General features: G+C 53.3%; 14 protein-coding genes. 12 read left to right on the forward strand and 2 right to left on the reverse strand.

Annotation, left to right across the window (positions count from 1 at the left end):
• Positions 1-47: 47 nt before the first annotated feature.
• Positions 48-1,061: a LacI family DNA-binding transcriptional regulator gene (locus tag EHT25_RS18375; RefSeq protein ID WP_124876590.1), complete on the reverse strand. Its 1,014-nt coding sequence runs from the start codon at positions 1,059-1,061 to the stop codon at positions 48-50.
• 298 nt (positions 1,062-1,359) lie between these two features.
• On the opposite strand from EHT25_RS18375, the gene fbp reads away from it, so the two are divergent.
• Positions 1,360-2,358 carry a class 1 fructose-bisphosphatase gene (gene fbp / locus EHT25_RS18380; protein ID WP_124877098.1) on the forward strand — a complete coding sequence of 333 codons (999 nt, stop codon included), beginning with the start codon at positions 1,360-1,362 and terminating at the stop codon, positions 2,356-2,358.
• A gap of 73 nt (positions 2,359-2,431) precedes the next feature.
• On the opposite strand, the gene EHT25_RS18385 is transcribed toward fbp, so the two are convergent.
• Entirely contained in the window at positions 2,432-5,131 is a 2,700-nt protein-coding gene (locus EHT25_RS18385) for an ABC transporter permease (protein WP_229311630.1), read from the reverse strand.
• Positions 5,132-5,784: 653 nt separating this feature from the next.
• Here EHT25_RS18385 and EHT25_RS18390 point away from each other — a divergent pair.
• From EHT25_RS18390 to EHT25_RS18440, 11 genes are all read left to right on the forward strand, one after another.
• On the forward strand, positions 5,785-7,425 hold the full coding sequence (locus tag EHT25_RS18390) for a pectate lyase family protein (RefSeq protein ID WP_124876591.1): 1,641 nt from the start codon (positions 5,785-5,787) through the stop codon (positions 7,423-7,425).
• Between the two features lie 44 nt (positions 7,426-7,469).
• Positions 7,470-10,622, forward strand: a complete 3,153-nt coding sequence (locus EHT25_RS18395; RefSeq protein WP_185731409.1) for a DUF6298 domain-containing protein — start codon at positions 7,470-7,472, stop codon at positions 10,620-10,622.
• A 116-nt stretch (positions 10,623-10,738) separates the two neighbouring features.
• On the forward strand, positions 10,739-12,571 hold the full coding sequence (locus EHT25_RS18400; RefSeq protein ID WP_124876592.1) for a sialidase family protein: 1,833 nt from the start codon (positions 10,739-10,741) through the stop codon (positions 12,569-12,571).
• Positions 12,572-12,598: 27 nt separating this feature from the next.
• The gene (locus EHT25_RS18405) at positions 12,599-13,306 is read left to right on the forward strand and encodes a DUF3826 domain-containing protein (protein ID WP_124876593.1); all 708 of its coding nucleotides are present in this window, start codon (positions 12,599-12,601) and stop codon (positions 13,304-13,306) included.
• A gap of 52 nt (positions 13,307-13,358) precedes the next feature.
• The gene (locus EHT25_RS18410; protein WP_124876594.1) at positions 13,359-14,489 is read left to right on the forward strand and encodes a sialidase family protein; all 1,131 of its coding nucleotides are present in this window, start codon (positions 13,359-13,361) and stop codon (positions 14,487-14,489) included.
• Positions 14,490-14,502: 13 nt separating this feature from the next.
• Entirely contained in the window at positions 14,503-15,651 is a 1,149-nt protein-coding gene (locus EHT25_RS18415) for an iron-containing alcohol dehydrogenase (RefSeq protein WP_124876595.1), read from the forward strand.
• Between the two features lie 8 nt (positions 15,652-15,659).
• On the forward strand, positions 15,660-16,574 hold the full coding sequence (locus EHT25_RS18420; protein ID WP_221622301.1) for a dihydrodipicolinate synthase family protein: 915 nt from the start codon (positions 15,660-15,662) through the stop codon (positions 16,572-16,574).
• A 126-nt stretch (positions 16,575-16,700) separates the two neighbouring features.
• Entirely contained in the window at positions 16,701-17,756 is a 1,056-nt protein-coding gene (gene pdxA / locus EHT25_RS18425) for a 4-hydroxythreonine-4-phosphate dehydrogenase PdxA (RefSeq protein WP_229311631.1), read from the forward strand.
• Position 17,757: 1 nt separating this feature from the next.
• Entirely contained in the window at positions 17,758-18,894 is a 1,137-nt protein-coding gene (locus EHT25_RS18430) for a four-carbon acid sugar kinase family protein (RefSeq protein ID WP_185731410.1), read from the forward strand.
• A 16-nt stretch (positions 18,895-18,910) separates the two neighbouring features.
• Positions 18,911-20,548, forward strand: a complete 1,638-nt coding sequence (locus EHT25_RS18435; RefSeq protein WP_124876599.1) for a sodium:solute symporter family protein — start codon at positions 18,911-18,913, stop codon at positions 20,546-20,548.
• A gap of 300 nt (positions 20,549-20,848) precedes the next feature.
• Complete coding sequence (locus EHT25_RS18440) at positions 20,849-22,888, forward strand: aceric acid hydrolase (RefSeq protein ID WP_124876600.1); 2,040 nt, start codon at positions 20,849-20,851, stop codon at positions 22,886-22,888.

Raw genomic sequence — 22,888 nt, forward strand, 5'->3', positions numbered from 1 at the left:
AAATAAAATTGTTAGCCCACGGTTAAAACTTCCAAACACTCGTTTAATTACAATCCGGCTTGTGTCGATGCCCGAATCACCAGCCGGGTTGCGATTTTTACGGGGTCGGATGATACGGTTTTCTGTTTTCCTTCGATCAAATCGATCAATCGCCCGGCGGCTACCTGACCAATTTCCAGCGCCGGTTGTTCGACGGTCGTCATCGGTGGGTCCAGCAAATCCGCCACGGTGATGTTGGTAAATCCAATCAGCGCAATTTGGCCGGGGATCGCAATGTTCCACTTTTTCAACGTGGCCAGACAGCCGATAGCCAGCCGATCACTGGCGGCAAAAAACGCATCCGGCGATTGAATAAGCAGATCATTGACAATGGGTTCTACTTCATTTGGGCCAAAACCGGCGTGCCGAACCAGGTTTTCATCGTACGGAATTCCGTATTTTTCCAGCGCAAACCGGTACCCCGCCAGCCGTTCCTGCGCAATGGAAATACTTGCCGGAATCGCCACGTGTGCGATTCGCCGGCGACCCATCTGAATCAGGTGTTCCGTCGCTGCAAAAGCCCCCGCAAAATTATCCGCCGTCACGCTCGGGACATCGAGGTCTTTCGAAGCCCGGTCAAACAGCACAATCGGTAGTTTTTTCTCCTGAAGCTGCCGCAAATACGACACATCGACGGTGTTGCTGGACAACGAAATCAGTAAACCGTCGGCTTTGCGGGCCACCACCTGCTGCACCGTTGCCAACTCCCGTTCGTACGACTCGTGGCTTTGGAAGATGCTGACGTGATAACCCCGGTTATAGGCCACAGCCTCGATGCCGTTGATAACCTGCGAGAAAAACAGATTGGCAATTTGCGGCACAATGACGCCGATCACCCGGCTGCGGTTTTCTTTTAAACTCACCGCAATCGGGTTAGGCCGGTAGTGCAATCGTTCGGCGTATTCGACGACCTGCCGCTTGGTTTCGGCGTTGATTTCGTAGCTGTCCCGCAGCGCCCGCGACACGGTCGAGGTCGAAAGGTTCAGGGCACGGGCGATGTCTTTAATGGTGATGGTGTCCAAGGTGGATATTGGTAAAATTCAAAAAATAACCCAGTCGTTTTTCCAGCTGAAACAACGTCCGGGAACGTTCCCGGTAACGATTGCGTGAATAAATAGTCAGTAAAGTTTTAAAATAAAAAACTTCCTGCCTAATCTTATCCTATTATCCAACTATTCCTCTCCGAATCCGGTTTTAGCCATTTCTGCGAAAAAGATAATTTTTTAACTGGATTGGTCCGTCCTGTTCCTACCGGTATTGCGATTCTGTAAACGAACAATGCACCCATATAAACTCTCAACGACGATGAATGTACAGCAGATGGAAATAACGGCATCGCATCCGTTGGCCTTACCGGTGGGCGTCACCCTGGACCGGTACATCATGCACCGGCAAACCGCCTTCCCGTATGCAACCGGCGAACTCTCGCAGTTGTTGCGCGACATTGCGCTGGCCGGAAAAATCATCCACCGGGAAGTAAACCGGGCGGGTTTGATCGACCTCACCGGCGGGATGGGCATCCAGAATGTGCAGGGCGAAAGTCAGCAGAAACTGGACATGATTGCCAACATCCGGTTCAGCCGGGCGCTGAAAAACGGGGGCGAAGCCTGTGCGATTATCTCGGAAGAAGAGGAAGAAATTATTTACACCGGTAACAACCATGCCAAATACGTTGTGGCCATGGACCCGCTCGACGGTTCGTCCAACATCGATGTAAATGTGTCGATTGGTACGATTTTCTCCATTTACCGACGCGTAACGCCGATCGGAACGCAGCCGACGATGGCCGATTTTTTGCAGGGGGGACGGCGGCAGGTGGCGGCCGGTTACATTCTCTACGGTTCTTCGACGATTCTGGTGTATACGACCGGCCACAATGCGAACGGTTTTACCTACGACGCATCGCTCGGCGAGTTTATCCTGTCGCATCCCGACATTCAAAGCCCGGCCGTTGGCCAGATTTATTCCTGCAACGACGGCAATCTGGACGACTACGAACCGGGTGTACAAGACTACTTATCCCAATGCCGCCGGAAAAAATACACGTCCCGCTACATCGGTTCGCTGGTCGGCGATTTTCACCGGAATTTGCTGAAAGGCGGTATTTATTTGTATCCGCCGACGAAAAAAAATCCGGATGGCAAGCTCCGGCTGCTCTACGAAGCCTATCCGCTGGCTTTTCTGGCCGAAATGACGGGTTGCCGGGCGTCTTCGGGGGACCAATCGGTGCTGGATATCAAACCGTTCAGCTTCCACCAGCGCACCCCACTCTACATCGGTTCGCCGACGATGGTCGGGAATCTGCTGAACATGCTATAGGGCATAGCCACTGGGTTTGGCACAGAAGGTGTTCCGCCAGGCGGTTTTACCTTCTGTTCCCAACCCAGCGCCTTTATTCGCTCCGTAAGCTTTTGACGGGATTTGTTAAGGCGGCTTTGATACTTTGGAAACTCACCGTCAGCAGGGCAATTCCAACCGCCAGAAGCCCGGCCAGGGCAAAAATCCACCAGTCAATCGTGACCTTATAGGCAAATTCCTCCAGCCATTGATTCATGCCCCACCAGGCAACCGGAGAAGCCAGCACCAGCGCGATCAGTACGAGTTTGAGAAAATCTCTGGAGAGCAAGGCCACCACACTGCCAACGGATGCGCCCAGTACTTTCCGAACGCCAATCTCTTTGGTCCGTTGTTCGGCAGTGTGCGTAGCCAGGCCGAATAACCCCAGACAGGCAATGAAGATCGTCAGGCTTGAGAAGAGCGTTAACACCTGCTCTATTTTTTGCTCACTGACGTAAACCTGCGCAAACCGGTCGTCCAGAAACGAATAGGAAAAAGGGGCACCGGGCGAATAGGATTCCCATTGCTGCTTCAATGAAGCCAGAAATTCCGGAAGTTTATCCGTGCGAGTTTTGACGAGAATGTTCCCTGAATTTCTACCCAAAAATAGGGCCAGTGGTCCGATCTTCTGCCGCAGGGATTCGAAATGAAAATCGCTGACCACACCCACGACCCGGTAAATCATCTGTACGCCATTATCATCCGTGTAGCCGATCAACTCTCTTCCGATTGGATTCTTCTGCCAGCCCAGCGCCTGGACCGCCGTTTCATTCAGAATAACCCCGGAGGCATCGGTAGGAAAACGTTTTGAAAAATTACGCCCCTGCACCATGTGCATTCCCAGTGTCGGAATGTACTCAGGATCAACGAAATAGAACCGGGTCATGACGCCTTGATCAGGATTTTCTTTGGCCCGTACGGTGGTATTATCCAGGTTTGTCCGGCCAACGGGTACCTGCCCGGAAATACTCCCCCTAACGACTTGCGGAGACCGAATGATCTGGTCGCGGAATACGGCTTCGTTGTTTCGGAGCATGTTGGTATCATGAATCACCAGTACCTGTTCGTGATTAAAACCCACTTTCTGAGCCTGCATGTAGCGCAGTTGCCGGTCGGCGGTAACGGTGGCAATGATCATCGAAATGGTAACAAAAAATTGAAACACCACCAAACCGCTTCGCAGGTTGAAGCTGCCGCGTCCGGCGGTCATCCGGCCTTTCAGGACTAAAACCGGCTTAAAGGAAGCCAGGTAAAAAGCCGGGTAACTACCGGCCAGCAAGCCCACCAATACGGTTCCCGCCACCAAACCAGCGGCAATGGATGGCTCGGTTAATAGATTGATTTTAAGAGTCTTGCCAGTCAATTGATTAAAGAAGGGCAGCGCCAGACTGACCACCAGCAATCCAACCAGCAGCGCCACCACCGCCAGCAGGACCGATTCGATCAGAAACTGCTGCTGCAATTGGCCTTTCACCGAACCCAGCACTTTACGTACCCCAACCTCACGGGACCGCCGGACGGCCGTGGCCGTCGACAGGTTCATAAAGTTCACACAGGCAATCAGCAGCATAAAGGCCGCAATAGCCGTCAGCACGTACACGTACGTAATAGTGCCCCCGGGGTTTGAATCAGTCCTGGAATACAAATGAATGTCGGTGAGCGGTTGCAGGAAAACCCCAAAATCGTCACCCCGCTCACGAAACTGTTTCGGGGTCAATTTCAGCCATTTCAGTAGTTCGCTCCCGATCTGTTTTTCAGCGAGTTGGGGGATTTTAGCCTCCAGCTTTTTATAATCGTAGTGTTCGGGCAGCAGCAGATAGGTTTGGTAGTTGATATTGTACAGCCATCCCGGCCAATCGATGATTTGGTCACGACCGACCAGCGTGGCCAGCATATCGAACTGAAAATGGGAGTTCGTCGGTACATTTCGGACCACCCCGGTAACCCGATAGGGCGTTTTGTCGCTGCCAAATGCCAGGGCTTTTCCAATCGGGTCCTGATTGCCGAAGTATTTCCGGGCGGTTTCTTCGGTCAATACCACCGTGTTGGGCTCCGCCAATGCCCGCCTGGGATTCCCTTTCAGGAACGGAATGGTGAATACGTCGAAAAAAGTGGAGTCGGCAAGCAGCAGATTATCCTGTCGGAACGAGGTTGTTCCGTAGCTGACAAACTCACTTCCCCCGCGGATGCGCGTTGCTTTTAGTACTTCCGGAAATTCCTGTTTCAAATCCCGGGCGGCATTCTGGCCCAGACTGTATCCGCCAACGTCCTTCCCGTTTAACTGCAAGTTGAGTCCAACCCGAAAAATCCGGTCCGCTTGCTCGTTGTAGCGGTCGTAGGAAAATTCATCCTGCACATAAAGCATGATCAGGATGCAGGTAGCCAGTCCGATGGCTAAACCGACGACATTAATGCTGGTGGAGACTTTTTGTCGTTTCAGGTTCCGAAACGCGATTTTTAGATAATTACGAATCATTGTCGGGTTTAAGCTGGAAGTTGTTCGTTGGTACTGTTCTTGTTTACTCAATTTTCGTCGGCGGACAAACGGCGGCAGTACCGACAGGACGTTCAGCAGGTAACGCAGCGTGGCCTGGGTTTGGCCTGAGCGGTTATACCAGTACGTATATAATTCATCCAGATCACCTTCTACCTCCTCCAGCGTATTGGCAGGATGCAGTCGGATGAGTAACCAGTGCGCCCAGCGGGGTGCGCGGCCCGACATTCCGGTCCGACGATTTGGTTTAGTCGATTTCATGGGTTACCAGATTGAATACCGACCATCCATAAAACCGCTCCTTTAAATTTTTCCAAATACGCATAAAACATAAGTACAGGCTATTAGTCTCTATTTTATCGTACAAATCTGTTGCCAACTAATTAAAAAGGCCCTCCCCACCCAGAAACGGCCTTTTTACGCAAAATAACCGGTTTGTTACTGTCCGCAAATGGACAGGTTTTGTCCCGCACCGGACAGTTGGGATACGTAAAATCAATAGCGGTGGCAAGCCTGGTTCACTGTCCTGGATTGCGGAAAGCAGATCTGGGGTAACCCATTTTCTGATTCGGAAATGGGGGGCAATCACGCTTTGGCTAACTCACTATTCCTTTTTTATACGCCCTGGCACCGCAAAAGCCCCACCTCCATTTACTTCGGAACCATTTGCCACAGTGTTGGAAAATTCCCGACCGGTTTTACAGTTTAACACGTTTGCTGAGGAGGAACATCCGCCACCCGCCGGACTTGGAGGAATGCTAATATTCTATAATTTGCCGAGAAAATGATATAGGTATTGCCGCATTTTTTAGCCTTATTTTGAGAATCAGTATAGCATGTAGCCAATGCGTTTTTCATAATCAGGCATTGCTTTGTTTTTGAGCGCATTAGCTACCTGACAGAAACCCTTTCACATGAAAAAGCGACTTATTCCGGTACTTGTTTTTGGCGTTTTACTTTTTGTGAAGCCAGCGGTTTTCGCCCAGTATCCGACCATTCCGCCGGAAGTTCAGAAGCAAAGCGATGACCTGATCAACGAATCTTACCGACAGTCGAACATCGCCTGGCAAAAAGCCCTGCCGATTATCGAAAAAGAGGCTAAAGAAGGAAAACCGTACATTCCGTGGGCCGCCCGCCCGGTCGATTTGCCGCAGGCCAGCATCCCGGCGTTCCCGGGTGCCGAAGGCGGTGGCGCTTACTCATTTGGCGGTCGGGGAGGTAAAGTAATTGTCGTTACCAGCCTCGACGATCAGGGACCCGGCACCTTGCGGGAAGCCTGCGAACAGGGCGGAGCGCGGACCATCGTCTTCAACGTGGCCGGCATCATCAAACTAAAGAGTCCGCTGATTATCAGGGCACCGTACATCACGATTGCCGGTCAGACGGCGCCGGGCGACGGCGTTTGCATCGCGGGCGAATCGGTCTGGATCAATACCCACGACGTCGTGATTCGGTACATGCGGTTTCGTCGGGGCGAAACCTTTGTCGGTCGGCGCGACGATTCGATTGGCGGAAATCCGATCGGTAACATCATGATCGACCACGTGTCGGCGAGCTGGGGACTCGACGAGAATATGTCGATGTACCGCCATATGTATAACGACAGCACTGGCAAAACCGAAGACAAATTGGGTACGGTAAACATTACAATTCAGAACTCGATTTTTTCCGAAGCGCTCGATACCTACAACCACGCATTTGGCAGTACGCTTGGGGGCGAAAACTGTACGTTCATGCGAAACCTCTGGGCCGACAACGCGGGCCGGAATCCGTCGATTGGCTGGAACGGCATTTTTAACTTTGCCAACAACGTGATTTTCAACTGGGTACACCGTTCGACCGACGGGGGCGATTACCGGGCGATGTATAACATGATCAATAATTACTACAAACCAGGGCCGCTCACACCGAAGAATTCGCCGATCGGTTACCGGATTCTGAAACCCGAATCGGGCCGGAGTAAACTGGGGTATCTGGTTTTCGGACGTGCGTATGTGAACGGCAATATTGTGGAGGGAAATGAGAAGGTGACGAAGGATAACTGGGACGGTGGGGTGCAGGTGGAGGATGGGCCGGATGCCGGGAAATACACCGCCAGCATCAAATGGAACGAGCCGTTGCCCATGCCCAAAATCACCATTTTGCCGACAAAACAAGCGTACGAGTATGTGTTGGAAAACGCCGGGGCCACGCTGCCGAAGCGTGACCCGGTTGATACCCGGATCGTTGAGCAGGTCAAAACCGGAAAAATTACCTACGATCCCAGCGTCAAGGCGCCGGAAACACAGTTCAAACACCGCCGGTTGCCGCTGGATTCCTACAAAAACGGCATTATTACCGATATCAACCAGGTGGGCGGTTATCCGACCTATACCGGAAAACCGTACCTGGATTCGGACAAAGATGGGATGCCGGACGAGTGGGAAACCAAAAACGGCCTGAATCCGAAAGATCCGTCGGATGCCAGTCAGGATAAAAACAAGGACGGCTATACGCACATCGAAGACTATCTGAATAGTGTCGTTCCCGTGCAGAAAGTACGTCCAAGAACGTAAAAAATATCCCCAATTTCGTCCAGTTGGGGTAACTTACTGAAACCGTGTTCAAGCCTAGCCTTTTTATCGCCCTGCTTACTTTTTCCGTCGCCTTGGTGCGGATGGGAGGGGTGCGTGCGCAGGGGAATAAACCGGAGAAACCCAAACCGATTGCACTAGGTTCGGATGGAAAATTGGTCTACACGGCGGACGAACGGGGAAACCGCATTCCTGATTTTTCGTATTGTGGATATAAGGCTGGTAGTCAGCCTATTCCGAGTGTAGGTATCAAGGTTGTTGTGCCGTTTCGAAAGGGTGATGCCACCCGGCGTATCCAGAGTGCGATTGAGTATGTAGCCAGATTGCCGGTTAATCAGGACGGTTTTCGGGGGGCGGTTTTGCTCGAAAAAGGAATTTACGAGGTTGCGGGGAGTTTGAAAATAACCGCGTCGGGTGTCGTTTTGCGTGGAAGTGGCATGGGGTCGGATGGAACGACGATTCTGGGAACGGGTTTCAGCCGTGAAAACCTGATCACGATTTCGGGAAAAAACGACCGCCGGACCGAACCCGCCGTACCAGTCGCCGATTCCTACGTGCCGGTCAACGCGCTGAAAATTCGGGTAGCCAAACCGGCGGGTTTCAACCTGGGGGACTTTATACAAATCCGTCGGCCTTCCACCAAAGAATGGATTCAGAAGCTGGGAACGGATCATTTCGGCGGGGGAATCACGTCGCTGGGCTGGAAACCGGGCCAGCGCGATCTCTACTGGTACCGCCAGATTACGGCTATCGACGGATCTGAATTGACGCTCGACGCCCCTTTGACCACGGCCCTGGATTCGGCTTATGGCGGAGGAACGGTTTCCCGTTATGCATGGCCCGGCCGGATTGCGCAGTCGGGCGTCGAAAACCTGCGGCTGGAATCAGTCTATAACAAAGCCAATCCGAAAGATGAAGACCACCGCTGGGTGGCAATTGGGCTTGAAAACGGGCAGGATGTCTGGGTGCGTCAGGTGGTTTTTCGCCATTTTGCCGGTTCATCGGTGCTCGTTCAGGAAACCGCTAAACGGGTTACGATTGAAGATTGCCTATCGCTGGAACCGGTTTCCGAAATCGGCGGAGAACGACGCAATACGTTCCTGATCCGGGGACAACAGGTTCTCTGTCAGCGGCTTTACGCCGAATACGGTTTTCATGATTTTGCGGCTGGTTTTTGCAGTGCCGGACCGAACGCGTTCGTGCAATGCGAATCGCACCTGCCGTTTGGCTTCAGTGGCGGCATCGATAGCTGGGCGTCGGGCGTGTTGTTCGATATCGTCAACAGCGATGGCAATGCCCTGCGGTTTTCCAATCTGGGGCAGGATGGCCAGGGCGCGGGCTGGAATGCCGCCAACAGCGTTTTCTGGCAATGCTCGGCTTCCCGCGTCGATTGTTACCAGCCGCCGACGGCGCAGAACTGGGCGTTTGGCACCTGGGCGCAGTTTGCCGGAGACGGTTTTTGGGATATGTCGAACGAGCATATTCAACCCCGCAGCCTGTATTACGCCCAACTGAAAGACCGGCTGGGCGACAGAATCGCGGACCGAACCATTCTGCTGCCGGTCGAATCCGAAGCGTCGAGCAGCCCGAAGGTGGAGGTAGCCGCAATGCTGACGAAACTCGCCGTTCATCCCGCTCCGACATTGTACGATTTTATCACGGCGGCTCCGCAACGGCAACCCATTCCAACGGCTTCCAATACAACGTCAATCGATGCGATTGGCGTTGCCAAAGAACCGGTTTTGGCAAAGACCGAACCGATGCTGATTCAGCATGGAAAACTGGTTTGGGACAATACGCTACTAACCGGTCGGCGGCAGGAAGTGCCCTGGTGGAACGGCAGCGCCCGGCCTTACGGACTGGCGAACGCCAAACCGCATATTACCCGCTTTGTTCCCGGACAGTCGGGTCGCGGATTGACCGACGATCTGGACGCAATGACTGATTCGCTGAAAACCGAGCATATCGTTGCCATCGACCACAACTACGGGTTGTGGTACGACCGTCGGCGCGACGACCACGAACGCATCCGGCGGATGGACGGTGAAGTCTGGCCCCCGTTTTATGAACAGCCTTTTGCCCGCAGCGGTAAAGAAACCGCCTGGGATGGACTGAGCAAGTACGACTTAACAACGTACAACCATTGGTACTGGAACCGATTGAAGCAGTTTGCCGACCTCGCCGACCAGAAATCGCTGGTGCTGATGCACGAAAACTACTTTCAGCACAACATTATCGAAGCCGGCGCGCACTACGCCGATTTTCCCTGGCGTCCCGCCAACAACCTGAACAACACCGGTTTTCCGGAACCAGTCCCGTATGCGGGCGATAAGCGGATTTTTATGGCCGACCCTTTTTACGACGTTTCGCATCCGGTTCGGCGAGCGTTGCACCGGGCCTATATCCGGAAATGCCTGGCTAATTTTGGGACGAATTCGAATGTGATTCAGCTCATTGGCGCGGAGTTTACGGGGCCGCTGCCTTTCGTTCAGTTCTGGATTGATACCATCAGCGAGTGGGAAAAGGAAACCGGGAAGAAAGTTGTAGTGGGCCTGAGCACGACCAAAGACGTGCAGGATGCGATTCTGGCGGATGCCAAACGGGCGTCGGTGGTCGATCTGGTGGACATTCGCTATTGGTATTACCAGACTAACGGCACGGTTTACGCGCCCGCTGGGGGGCAAAATCTGGCGCCCCGCCAGCACGCCCGCTTGCTGAATCCGAAGAAAAGCTCGTTCGGGCAGGTATACCGGGCGATATCGGAATACCGCCGGAAATTTCCGGAAAAAGCCGTTACCTACGCGGCTGACGGGGCCGATGCATGGGGTTGGGCGGTTTTGCTGGCGGGCGGTTCCATGCCCAGCATTCCACCCCTGAGCGACCCGCAGTTGCTGGCCGATGCCGCACGCATGAAACCGCTGGATTGGCCCCAAACGCCGGAAAATCACTGGGTGATGGGTGACGAAAAAACCGGCTACCTTCTCTATACGGAATCAATGAATGCTGTTTCGCTGGATTTGACTAAAGTGACGGGCTTATTTTCAGTTAGTTATGTCAATCCGAAAACCGGTCAGGTCGCCAAAGCGAAAGAAATGGTGAAAGGCGGCAGCGTGGTCAGCTTAAAAAAACCGACCGAAGGCGCGGCCGTAATCTGGGTTAAACGAAGCAAGGGATTATGAAGGCAAGGCACTTTATAAATGGGCTTAGAGGAGCCGCTGACAGGGTCTCTGACCGCGGTCAGCAGTGGCAGGTCGGAGTAAGAAAATCGGCCCCATTTTATTGCAGGCGAATTCTCATGTTTGTCGCCCTATTTTATATCGTGACCCACACCCAGGCCCAGGATACCGTTCGCTTTGTCGGACAAACGCTTTCCAATGTCGATTATCACCACGGGCAACTGAGTCCGGTCGTGGGCGTACACAATATCCAGGTTTTTCGAGCCAACCGCGAACACCCGGAACTGGCCGGAGGCACCAACTGGACGTATAACCACGCGCCGATGCTGGCCTACTGGAACAACACGTTTTACCTGCAATACCTCAGCAATCCGGTGGGTGAACACGAGCCGCCGGGGCAAACGCTACTGTTGACGTCCAAAGACGGCTACAATTGGTCGAAACCGGCGATCCTGTTTCCACCCTACAAATTACCGGACGGCTGGAAGAAAACCGGTCGGCCCGAGGTCGCGAAGGATTTGTACGCGGTCATGCACCAGCGGATGGGCTTTTTTGTCGCGAAAAACAAGCGGTTGTTGACCCTGGCTTTTTACGGAATCGTGATGGGCCCGAAAGACGATCCGAACGACGGCAACGGCGTTGGCCGCGTGGTGCGTGAAATCTATCCGGACGGGAAATGGGGTCCCATTTACTTTATCCGGCATAACGCTTCCTGGGATAAGTCAAAATCGACGTATCCGTTCTACACCAGCTCCAAAGACAAGGGGTTTGTAGCAGCTTGCGAAGAGTTGTTGGGCAACACGCTGATGATGCAGCAGTGGATCGAAGAAGCCGACCGCAACGACCCGCTGATTTCGCTCAAAAAAGACGTTAAAGCCTTCAGTTATTACCATTTGCCGGACAATCGGGTCGTGGGGTTATGGAAACACGCCCTGACCACCATCAGCCCCGACGGAGGAAAAACCTGGCTTTACAACCCGCTGCGGGCACCCGGTTTTGTAAACAGTAACGCCAAAATCTGGGGTCAGAAAACCGCCGACGGCAAGTACGCGACGGTGTATAACCCCTCGGAATTCCGCTGGCCACTGGCGATTTCCACCAGCAAAGACGGCTTAAATTATACCAATCTGCTGTTAATCAATGGTGAAATTACGTCCATGCGCTACGGTGGGGCGTATAAATCCTACGGGCCGCAGTACGTGCGCGGAATCGAAGAGGGCAACGGAACGCCCCCCGGCTCCGATCTGTGGGTGACGTACAGCATGAACAAGGAAGACATTTGGGTGTCTAAAATTCCGGTACCGGTTACCGAAACCGTGACGGCTCACCCGGACGAAACGTTCGCGCAATTGCCGGCGGGCGACGAACTGAAGGCCTGGAATCTCTACAGCCCGCTGTTGGCCACGGCGAAAATCGAGTCGGTTTCGGGAGCCAAAGCGCTGGTATTAAGGGATAAAGATCCGTTCGATTATGCCAAAGCCGAGCGCGTCATTCCCGAGTCGAAGAAGCTGGCCGTTGCGTTTTCGGTGGTGCCGCAGCCGGTGGGCAAAGGTGGTTTACAGATTGAATTTCAGGACGCCAAAGGCACGGCCGCCGTCCGACTGCTGTTCGATGCGGACGGCGTTTTCAAAGCTAAAGTGGGCTATCGCGATTCGGAAATTCAGAAATACGAGCCCGGAAAACCGTACGAAATCCGCGTTGAATTGGACCGTGACAAACGAATGTTTACGGTTTTCGTCAACGGGCAATCGAAAGGAAACCGGCTGTTTTTTGCGCCGGTGGCGTCGTTTCGGCGGGTAACGTTCCGCACCGGCGGAGTGCGTCGTTTCCCCGATGCTGATACGCCGACCGACCAGAGCTACGATTTACCCAAAGCCGGTGAACTAGACGCCGAGTCGGTATTTATTATTAAGTCCTTTAAAACGAGTGCGTTGCAAAACCGGGCGGAATAGCCGATTCGAAATCAACCCAGGCAGAACATGAAAAAGACCTTAAAATACGGTTTTCTGGCCGTCACATTGACGATGGCCATACCGGTTTTCAGCCAGACGCAACCGGCTCAATCCACTGCTTCGGCAACGGAATCGAAGGCAAAGGCCGATGCAGAACAGGAAAAGAAAGCCGCTGAGTGGGTTGCGTCGCTGGATCTGAATAACCCAGAAAAAGAAAATCGACTGACGGAGGTGGTCGCCACTCATTTAAAAGCCGTTCGCGACTGGCACAACGAGCATCCGGCCAGCACGGTTCCGGCGGGCATTAATCCGGTAACCGGTAAACCGCTGACGGAACTCGACCGGCAACTCATCGCCGATTCGGCCATGCCGCAAACCGTGCACCAGGCACTGATGAGCGGGTTGCAGCGGGATTTGGAGAAGAAACAGATCGACGCCATTCTGGATAAATACACGATTGGAAAAGTGGCATTTACGATGAATGGCTACCGCGCCATTGTGCCGAATATCACTGAAAAAGAGGAAGCTACGCTGCTCGGTTTTATGGAACAGGCCCGCGAACAGGCTGTCGATTACAAAAGCATGAAGGAAATCTCGGCCATTTTCGAGATCTACAAGACCAAATCCGAGCAATATCTCAACGCCAACGGGCGGAATTGGCGGGAAATGTACAACAATTACACAGCGGTGATCAAGGCCCAAAAAGCCGCTCAAAAGAAAGAAGGAAACCATTAATTTCTCTGTCCACCAGCCTTCCGCGTGATCGGCGCAGAAGATTTTTTTGAAGATGAAAAAGATACGATACATCATTCTGCTGATGAGTCTGACGCTGTTCAGCCCGGCATTTGCGCAGTTGTCGAAATGGCAATCGGGCTTGGTGATCGACGAATTTGTGGTCGAGAAACCGCCTTTCCCGGAAAGCCACGCGGCCACGATGGTCGAAACGCCGAGCGGTTTGGTGTCGGCCTGGTTCGGCGGAACCAAAGAGCGAAATCCGGATGTGTGCATTTGGGTGAGTCGGCAGGAGAATGGAAAGTGGTCGGCTCCGCAGAATGTCGCCAATGGCATTGTCAGCGAAACGCTCCGCTATGCCACCTGGAATCCGGTTTTGTACCAGATTCCGAAGGGCGACCTGCTGCTGTTCTACAAAATTGGCCCCAGCCCGTCTAAATGGCAGGGCTGGCTGAAGCGGTCGTCCGATGGCGGCCGCACCTGGTCGGCGGCTCAGTCGTTGCCCGAAGGCTACATTGGGCCGGTGAAGAACAAACCGGTTTTGCTCGCCAACGGCAACCTGTTCTGTCCGTCGAGCACCGAAGGCGACGGCTGGAAACTGCACTTTGAAGTCACGTCAGATTTTGGCAAAACCTGGCGGAAAGTCGGCCCGATCAGCGATGGTAAATCGTTGAATGCCATTCAGCCCAGCCTCTTGTTGTACGGAAACGGGAAACTCCAGATTCTGGCGCGCAGTAAAGACCGCGCTATCCTCGAATCGTGGTCGAACGATAACGGGGAAACCTGGTCGCCATTGGCCAAAACCGGTTTGCCCAACAACAATTCGGGAACCGATGCCGTCACGCTGAAAGACGGTCGGCAGGTGCTGGTGTATAACCACGTGTTGCCGCCGGGCGATCTGGTGAAAGGGCCGCGCACTCCGCTGAATCTGGCGGTTTCAAAAGATGGTAAAAACTGGTTGGCTGCGGTCATCCTGGAAGATTCGCCGATCAGTCAGTATTCGTACCCGTCGGTGATTCAGACGAGCGATAGCCTGATTCACGTGATTTATACCTGGCGTCGGCAGAAAATCAAACATGCGGTTATTGATCCCGCCAAACTAAAGCTAAAACCCATCGAAAACGGCGTCTGGCCCGCGCTGGAGGGGTACGAAGCGCCCGTTGCGAAGGAAAGTGCGAAAGAGTAGGAAAAGCGAGAGAATGACACAGGAGTTAACGATACATTTCCCCGGAAAGCTGGTCTTTGGCAGAGGTTCGCTGCGCAATTTGGCTGCGGAAGTGATGCAAGGATCACCCGAAAACGTGTTGCTGGTCACGATTGAGCCGCTTCTGAAATCTCTGAAAAATCTGATTGATGAGCTGGAAACCAGGCAAATCACCGTTCAGGTCGACACGAGCATTGTGCAGGAACCGTCTTTTGCGGATTTTGAAAATCTGATGAAAACCGTCAAGCCGTTCAATCCCGGTGTGGTGGTGGGAATTGGTGGCGGAAGCGTGCTGGATGTCGCCAAGCTGGTCGCTGCTCAACTGGAAAATAGCCAGACTTTGCCGGAAATGGTGGGCATCGGAAATCTGAGTGGGCGACGCAAAAAACTGATCTGCGTTCCGGCCACATCGGGAACGGGTAGCGAGGTTTCGCCCAACGCCATTCTGGTGGATGAGGCTGATAATCAGAAGAAAGGCATCATCAGCCCGTTTCTGGTGCCGGACGTCGTTTACGTCGATCCGCTGCTGACGCTCAGCGTGCCGTCGGCCATAACCGCAGCTACCGGAATTGATGCGCTCACGCATTGTCTGGAAGCCTATACGAACAAGTTTGCGCAGCCTTTCATCGACATCTACGCGTTTGAGGGCATGCGGTTGATTGCCGCCAACATCGTTCAGGCGGTGCGGAACGGCGCGGACGAAGAAGCCCGGACGCAGGTAGCCATGGGGAGTTTGCTGGGCGGTTTTTGCCTGGGGCCGGTGAATACCGCGGGCGTTCACGCGCTTTCGTATCCGCTGGGCAGCCAGTTTCACCTGGCCCACGGTCTTTCCAATGCGCTGTTGTTGCCGTATGTCATGGCGTTTAACGCTTCGGCGGCCGTAGGGCGGTATGCGCAGGTGGCGCTTGCGCTGGGTTGCGAACGCGGACGTGATGACGCCGAAACGGCCGCAAAAGGTATTCAGAAGATAAAAGAGTTGATTCGGGACTGCGGGATTCCGGCGCGGTTGCGCGAGGTCGGAATTCCGAAAGAAACCATTCCTCAGTTAGCGGATGATGCGCTGAAAATCACTCGATTACTAAAAAATAATCCGCGTGAAATGACCTTTGCGGATGCGATTGCCATTTATACAGCCGCTTATTAGCTATGAGTATGAACAAGAAATACCGGGGCGTTGTGGTTCCGCTGGTGACCCCCCTGACGGACACGTTTCGGCTGGATGAAGCGGCTGTGGAACGCATCGTGGCCAATCTGCAGGCCAACGAAGCGATGCCGTTTGTACTGGGAACAACGGGCGAAGCAACGTCCTTGCCGCTATCGGTCAAGAAGGCTTACGTAAAAAAAGCCGCACGACTGAAAACGGGCGATACGGTTTTGTACGCGGGTATTTCGTCCAACTGCCTGGAAGAATCGGTCGATTTTGCGAATTACTGTTTCGACCTGGGCGTCGATGCGGTGGCGGCTACGCTGCCCTGCTATTATACCTTATCGGAAAGCCAGATGAAGCGGTATTTCGAGCAGTTGGCTGACCGGTTAAACGGCCCTCTGATTATGTATAACATCCTGGCCACCACGCGAATGTCGATTCCGGTGGCGGTGATCGACGACCTGAGTTACCACCCGACCATTGTCGGCATCAAAGACTCCGAGCGCAACGCCGACCGCCTGACCGAATCCCTAAATCTGTGGGCCAACCGCCCCGATTTCAGCCATTTTATGGGCTGGGCGGCCCGGTCGGCCCATGCATTGCTGGCCGGGAGTGACGGGCTGGTGCCCAGTACGGGGAACCTGATTCCGGTTATTTACCGTGACATGCTGAAAGCCGTCGAGGAGGGCGATTCGGAAAAAGCATTTTACCACCAGAACCAGTCGGATGTGTTCGGCCATCTTTATCAGGGTGGTCGCACGCTGGGCGAGTCGTTGTGGGCGCTGAAAGTGCTGATGCAGGAATACGGTTTTTGCGGCACGACCGTCATGCCGCCTTTGCAGGCCCTTTCCGAATCCGAAGAAACCCAGTTAAAAACCGCCTTGGCGGAGGTATTGGTGAAGGAAGAAATACAGATGTGATAACGTACCCACGGACTAAAATCCGTGAGATTTTAGAATAGTTAAGAATCTAAATGTGCTCAAAAAACACGGACTAAACGGGGTCGCCCGGCGGTCCGTGGGCACGTTATCCGTAAACGTTTGATTATGAAGATGAATTATAAACCAATCGTCGGAATCACGATGGGAGATCCGGCGAGTATCGGTCCCGAGATTGCGGTGAAAGCCCTGCTGAATCCGGCGATTTACGAACTGTGCAACCCGATTCTGGTGGGCGATGCGGGGGTTTTTGCAGATATTTCTAAGCGGCTGAAACTGGATGCGGTTTTTAATGTCGTCACGTCGGTGCCGGATGCTCAATTTCAGTTGGGAACCATCGATGTATACGATCTGGCTAATGTGGATCTGGCAACGCTGAAATTCGGCGAAATCTCGGCGATGGCGGGGGAAGCTGCGTTTGCTTCGGTAAAAACCGTCATCGATCTGGCGCTGGCCGACGAAATTGACGCGACCGTGACCGGCCCGATCAACAAAAAATCGATCAACGAAGCCGGGCATCATTTTGCGGGACATACCGAAATTTACGCGCAGTTTACGAATACGAAGAAATACGGCATGTTGCTGGTCGAAGACCGGATGAAAGTCATTCACGTTTCGACACACGTTTCGCTTCGGCAAGCCTGCGATCTGGTCAAAAAAGACCGGATTTTGGAAGTGATCGAGTTATTACACAACGGTCTGATTTCGTTGGGCGAAACCAACCTGAAAATCGGTGTGGCGGGATTGAATCCCCACGCGGGCGACTCGGGTTTGTTCGGAACGGAAGATGACGAGGAAATTCGCCCGGCGGTGGAAGAAGCCCGGCGACGCGGTTTTGACGCGGACGGCCCGGTTCCGGCCGATACGCTGTTTTCCAAAGCCGCTACCGGTTATTACGGGGGCGTGGTCGCGATGTACCACGATCAGGGCCACATTCCGTTCAAGCTGACCGGTTTCAAATGGAACGCCGAGAAGAAGCAGATGGACAGCGTCAAAGGCGTGAACATCACGATGGGACTGCCGATCATCCGGACGTCGGTCGACCACGGAACGGCGTTTGAAATTGCCGGAAAAGGTGTCGCCAGCGCGGATGCCATGCTTCTGGCGATTGAATCGGCGGTGCAACTGGCAAAAAACCGGCGGAAAAACCTGCAACCAGCGTAAGATGATAGCGGTCATTGCCGACGATTTTACGGGCGCGGCGGAACTGGGCGGAATCGGATTGTCGTTCGGGCTTGAGGTTGAAATGGCCATGTCGGTTGATTCGCGATCAACGGCGGATTTGCTGGTCGTTGCCACCGATACGCGCTCGGTTTCGGAGGAGGTTGCTGTTCAGAAAGTAACCGAAATCAGCGAAGCTTTGGCCCAACTAAAACCACAACTGATCTACAAAAAGATCGATTCCGTGTTGCGGGGGCATGTTGTGGCGGAAACGCTGGCGCAGTTACAGGTTTTGGATATGCCAAAAGCCCTGCTGATTCCGGCCAATCCGGCGCTCGGACGAACGCTGGTCAACGGACAGTATTTCGTCAACGGCAAACCAATTCACCAGACGCATTTTGCCAACGATCCAGAGTTTCCGGTCACGGAATCGGACGTCCTAATGCGGTTTCAGGATAAATCCGATGCGGTTTTTGTTCGTACGCAATCGGAGCAATTACCAGACGACGGAATCGTTATTGGCGAAGTTGAAAAACCGGCGGATTTGGTTATGTGGGTAAATCGGGTGGACCAACGGACTTTAGTGGGGGGCGGGTCAGGGTTTTTTAGTGCGGTACTGGCGTCTCAGTTCATGCCAAAAACCGGTCTGGCAAAACCGGTACGCTGGGGCAAACGCTGGCTTTACGTATGCGGAAGTGCGTTTGGCGAACCTGTTGAGCTGGTGAAAAAAGCGGCAAGTACAGGCTATTCAGTGTATTACCTACCCGAACAGCTTGCTGATTTTGACGATCAAGACTGGGTTGACTGGGTGACCGACCTGGGAACGAGTCTGCAGCAATCGAAACCGGTGTTGCTGGCCATTGACCCGATTCGGGCCCAGCGTTCGGACGCATTGCAACTGCGAACGGCGATGGGTCAAGCCGTCAAGGCGGTTTTTGGAAAGATTTTGGTTCACGAACTGGTCATCGAAGGCGGCTCCACGGCCTCGGCGGTGTTGCAGGAAATCGGGATTACCAGACTGATTCCCACGGAGGAACTGGCAACCGGCGTTGTCCGGAGTATTGCCATCGGAAAAGTAGATTTGCATGTTACCGTAAAACCGGGAAGCTATCGCTGGCCAACGGGATTATGGCCATTTTGATTAATTCCTGAACCGAATGCAGAACCCTGGCCTGAGCGTAATCGATTACCTGATTATCGGTATCGTATTGGTAGTCAACCTCTATTTTGGATTACGATACGCCCGAAACCAGCGGACGACGGAAACGTATTTTGCCGCCAAAGGCCGGGTTCCGGCCTGGGCCATCGGTATGTCCTTGCTGGCAACCCTGATCAGCAGCGTGACGTTTCTGGGCTACCCGAGTGAAGGCTACTCGTCGAACTGGATTTTGCTGGTTCAGGGGCTGATGGTGCCGGTTGTGTTGCTGGGGACCATCTGGTTTATCGTGCCGCTCTACCGCAAGGTCATCGGCCTCAGTACCTACGAGTACTTCGAAAAACGCTTTGGTTCGCTGGCCCGGTATTACAGTTCCATTGCCTTCGTTCTCAGGCAGTTCTCCTCGATGGGAACGGTTTTTTTTCTATTGTCCGTTGCGCTGACCAACATGACCGGTGCCGACACGTTTTACATCATTCTGATCGTCGGACTGATCATCATTACCGTCAATTTGCTGGGCGGGATCGAAGCCGTCATCTGGCTGGATGTGTTTCAGGGATTTATGCTGTTTGCCAGCGGAATTCTGTGTCTGGCGGTTATTCTTTTCTCCGTGAACGGCGGTTTTTCGGAAGTGATCGAGGTGGCTGCCGCGAATAACCGGACCGGTTTTGGCCCGTACAATCTGGATTTTACGCAACTGACGTTCGTCGTGATGGTCATCAACGGCATGTTCTACGCCATCCAGAAATACGGCACCGACCAGACCGTCGTGCAACGCTACCTGACCGCCAAAACCGATAAAGCCGCCATCAAAGCTTCCATTCTGGGTATTTCGCTGACGGTGCCGGTCTGGGCGTTGTTCATGTTCATCGGCACTGCCCTCTTTGTCTATTACCGGCAACAACCGCTGCCTGCCGGTCTGCGGCCCGATGCGGTTTTTCCGTATTTCATCATGACCAAATTCCCGACGGGCGTCGTTGGGTTCATTCTGGCCGCCATGATTTCGGCGGCTATTTGCAGCCTGAGCGCCGACCTCAACTCGCTGGCGGCTGTCGGGCTGGAAGATTTCTATAAAAAGTGGCGCCCCGCCCGCACCGATCAGGAATACCTGGCGGTCAGTAAAACGATCGTCGTTTTTTCGGGTTTGATCGCCATTTTGATCGGAGCCATTTATTTACGGGCTGGGAATGAGGGTGTTCTGGGCATTGTATTCACGTTGTACGCCATTTTTTCGGGCGGTATTGTCGGCATTTTCCTATTGGGGATTTTTAGCGCGCGCGCCAATCGGCAGGGCGTTAACATCGCCATCGTAGTGTGCATTTTGTTTACGGCCTACGCATTTCTGACTTCCACGAAAATCGGTTACGGCGCCGACCAGAAACTGTTGCTCGATCTCGGCCCTTACAACTTTACGCATCACAAGCTGATGCTCGGCGTGTATAGCCACCTGGTCGTCATTGGTGTCGGTTACGTTGCCAGCCTGTTTTTTCCGAAACCAACGCTGGATAGAAATCTGCTGTATAGCGGCTGGCGGAATGGTACAGCGGGTCAGGTAACGGAAAGGGAGACTGGAGAAACGGATTCTTTTTCAAGCTTTGGAATGCAGGACCAGATGAAAGCAGGTAATTATAAAGTTTGATTTATTTCTCTGGTTTGCAATAGTTTATTGTATTACTCAATGTGGTGGACAATTTTAATTAGTTGCAATTGCCTGTTTTATAGTGTGTTAATGCAGTTAGCGATAGTTTGATTCTTGAAAAATCTAAAATAATAGCCCACGGTTTGAACCGTGGGAAAAAATGGAAATGTAACCGCGTCACCGGAACCGTTTTAACGGTTTCAAAGCCTCAAAACCGTTAAAACGGTTGTAAAAACCAATTTTTCGATCTGCTTTTCCCACGGTTAAAACCGTGGGCTGATGTTTAAAATCTAAATCTCAATGGCCCTGCATACATCTTTTTTGCGAAACACCTTCGGTCTTCTAACCGGAATAGTTATCACTATTACTACCAACGCCCAGTCCAAAGCGCTGGTCAACACCGCGCAGAGCAAGTTCGTCCGCTTGCAGGGTGTTAATATGAATGAGGTGAACTGGACGACCGGTTTCTGGGCCGATCGGTTTAAGGTCTGCCGCGATTCGATGGTGCCGCATTTGTGGAAAACCTATACCGATGCGAACCTGAGCCATTCGTTCGAGAACTTCAAAATTGCTGCCGGACTGGCTCCGGGGAATTTTAAAGGGCCTTCCTTTCACGACGGCGATTTCTACAAAACGCTGGAGTCCGTCGCCGGAATGTATGCCATCACGAAAGACCCGAAGCTGGATGGGTTGATGGATGACGCCATTGCAGTGATTGGCAAGGCGCAAACGCCCGAAGGCTACATTTATACGAAAGCGATTATCCAGCAAAAGAAGAACGGGGAGAAGAAAATGTTCGACGATAAGCTGAGTTTTGAAGCTTATAATTTCGGGCATTTGATGACGGCGGCCTGTGTGCATTACCGCGCCACGGGCAAAACCACCCTGCTCGACATCGCCAAAAAAGCGACCGGTTTTCTGATCGGTTTTTACAACAATGCCACGCCCGAACAGGCCCGGAACGCCATTTGTCCGTCGCATTACATGGGCATCATTGAAATGTACCGCACGACCCGTGAGCCCGCTTACCTCACTCTGGCCCAGAAACTCATCGACATTCGGGGCCTGACGGAAGGAACGGACGACAACTCCGACCGCGTGCCGTTCCGCAAAATGACCAAGGTGATCGGCCACGCCGTTCGGGCAAATTACCTCTTTGCCGGAGTTGCCGACGTCTTCGCCGAAACCGGTGACAGCACCTTGCTTTCAACGCTGGATTTGATGTGGGACGATGTGACTAATCACAAAATGTACGTGACCGGCGGCTGCGGGGCCTTGTACGATGGCGTATCGCCCGAAGGCACGTCGTATAAACCGGATACCGTGCAGAAAGTGCATCAATCGTATGGCAAAGCCTATCAGTTGCCCAATTATTCGGCGCACAACGAAACCTGCGCCAACATTGGGAACCTGCTCTGGAATTACCGGATGCTGCAAATTACCGGACAGGCGAAATACGCGGATGTGATGGAACTGGAGCTATACAACGGCATTCTGTCGGGCATTAGCCTGGATGGCAACCGGTTTTTCTACACCAATCCACTGAGCGCGTCCGACGATTATCCGTATCCCCTGCGCTGGATGGGTGGCCGTCAGCCGTACATCAGCAAGTCGAACTGCTGCCCTCCCAATACCGTGCGGACACTGGCTGAAGTGAGCAGTTACGCCTACAGTGTGTCGGACAAAGGGCTGTGGATGAATCTGTTCGGTGCAAATCAACTAACGACGACGCTGAAAGATGGCTCGGCGATTCGGTTGACGCAGGAAACGGCGTACCCCTGGGATGGCGCCGTCAGGTTAAGCTGGCAACAGGTTTCGGCGAAACCGTTTTCGGTGTTTGTCCGGATTCCGGGCTGGTGTCAGGGCGCTACGATTAAAGTGAACGGCGTTGCGGTTACGACGGTGATCCGGTCGGGGGAATACGCCGAGCTTAACCGGTTGTGGAAAGCGGGCGACAAAGTAGAAATCAATCTGCCGATGCCGGTCAAACTGATCGAAGCCAATCCGCTGGTCGAGGAAACCCGCAACCAGGTCGCGGTGAAACGCGGGCCGGTGGTTTACTGCCTGGAGTCGGTCGATAACCCGAACGCCAAGCTAACAAGCTTAGCGTTATCACCCAAAAATAACCTGAAACCCAAACTCGTCAGCATCGAAAACAGCGAGATAATGGCGCTGGAAGGCACCGCCCAACGCGTGGAAAACCGGTCATGGACGAATCAACTGTACCGCGAAGTGTCGGACAACGCGCCCGTTTCCATACCCGTTCGACTCATTCCGTATTATGCCTGGAGCAACCGGGGCCATTCGGAAATGGCGGTCTGGATTCCGTTAATTCGTTAA

It is taken from the genome of Larkinella rosea, from assembly GCF_003858635.1.
Taxonomy (GTDB): domain Bacteria; phylum Bacteroidota; class Bacteroidia; order Cytophagales; family Spirosomataceae; genus Larkinella; species Larkinella rosea.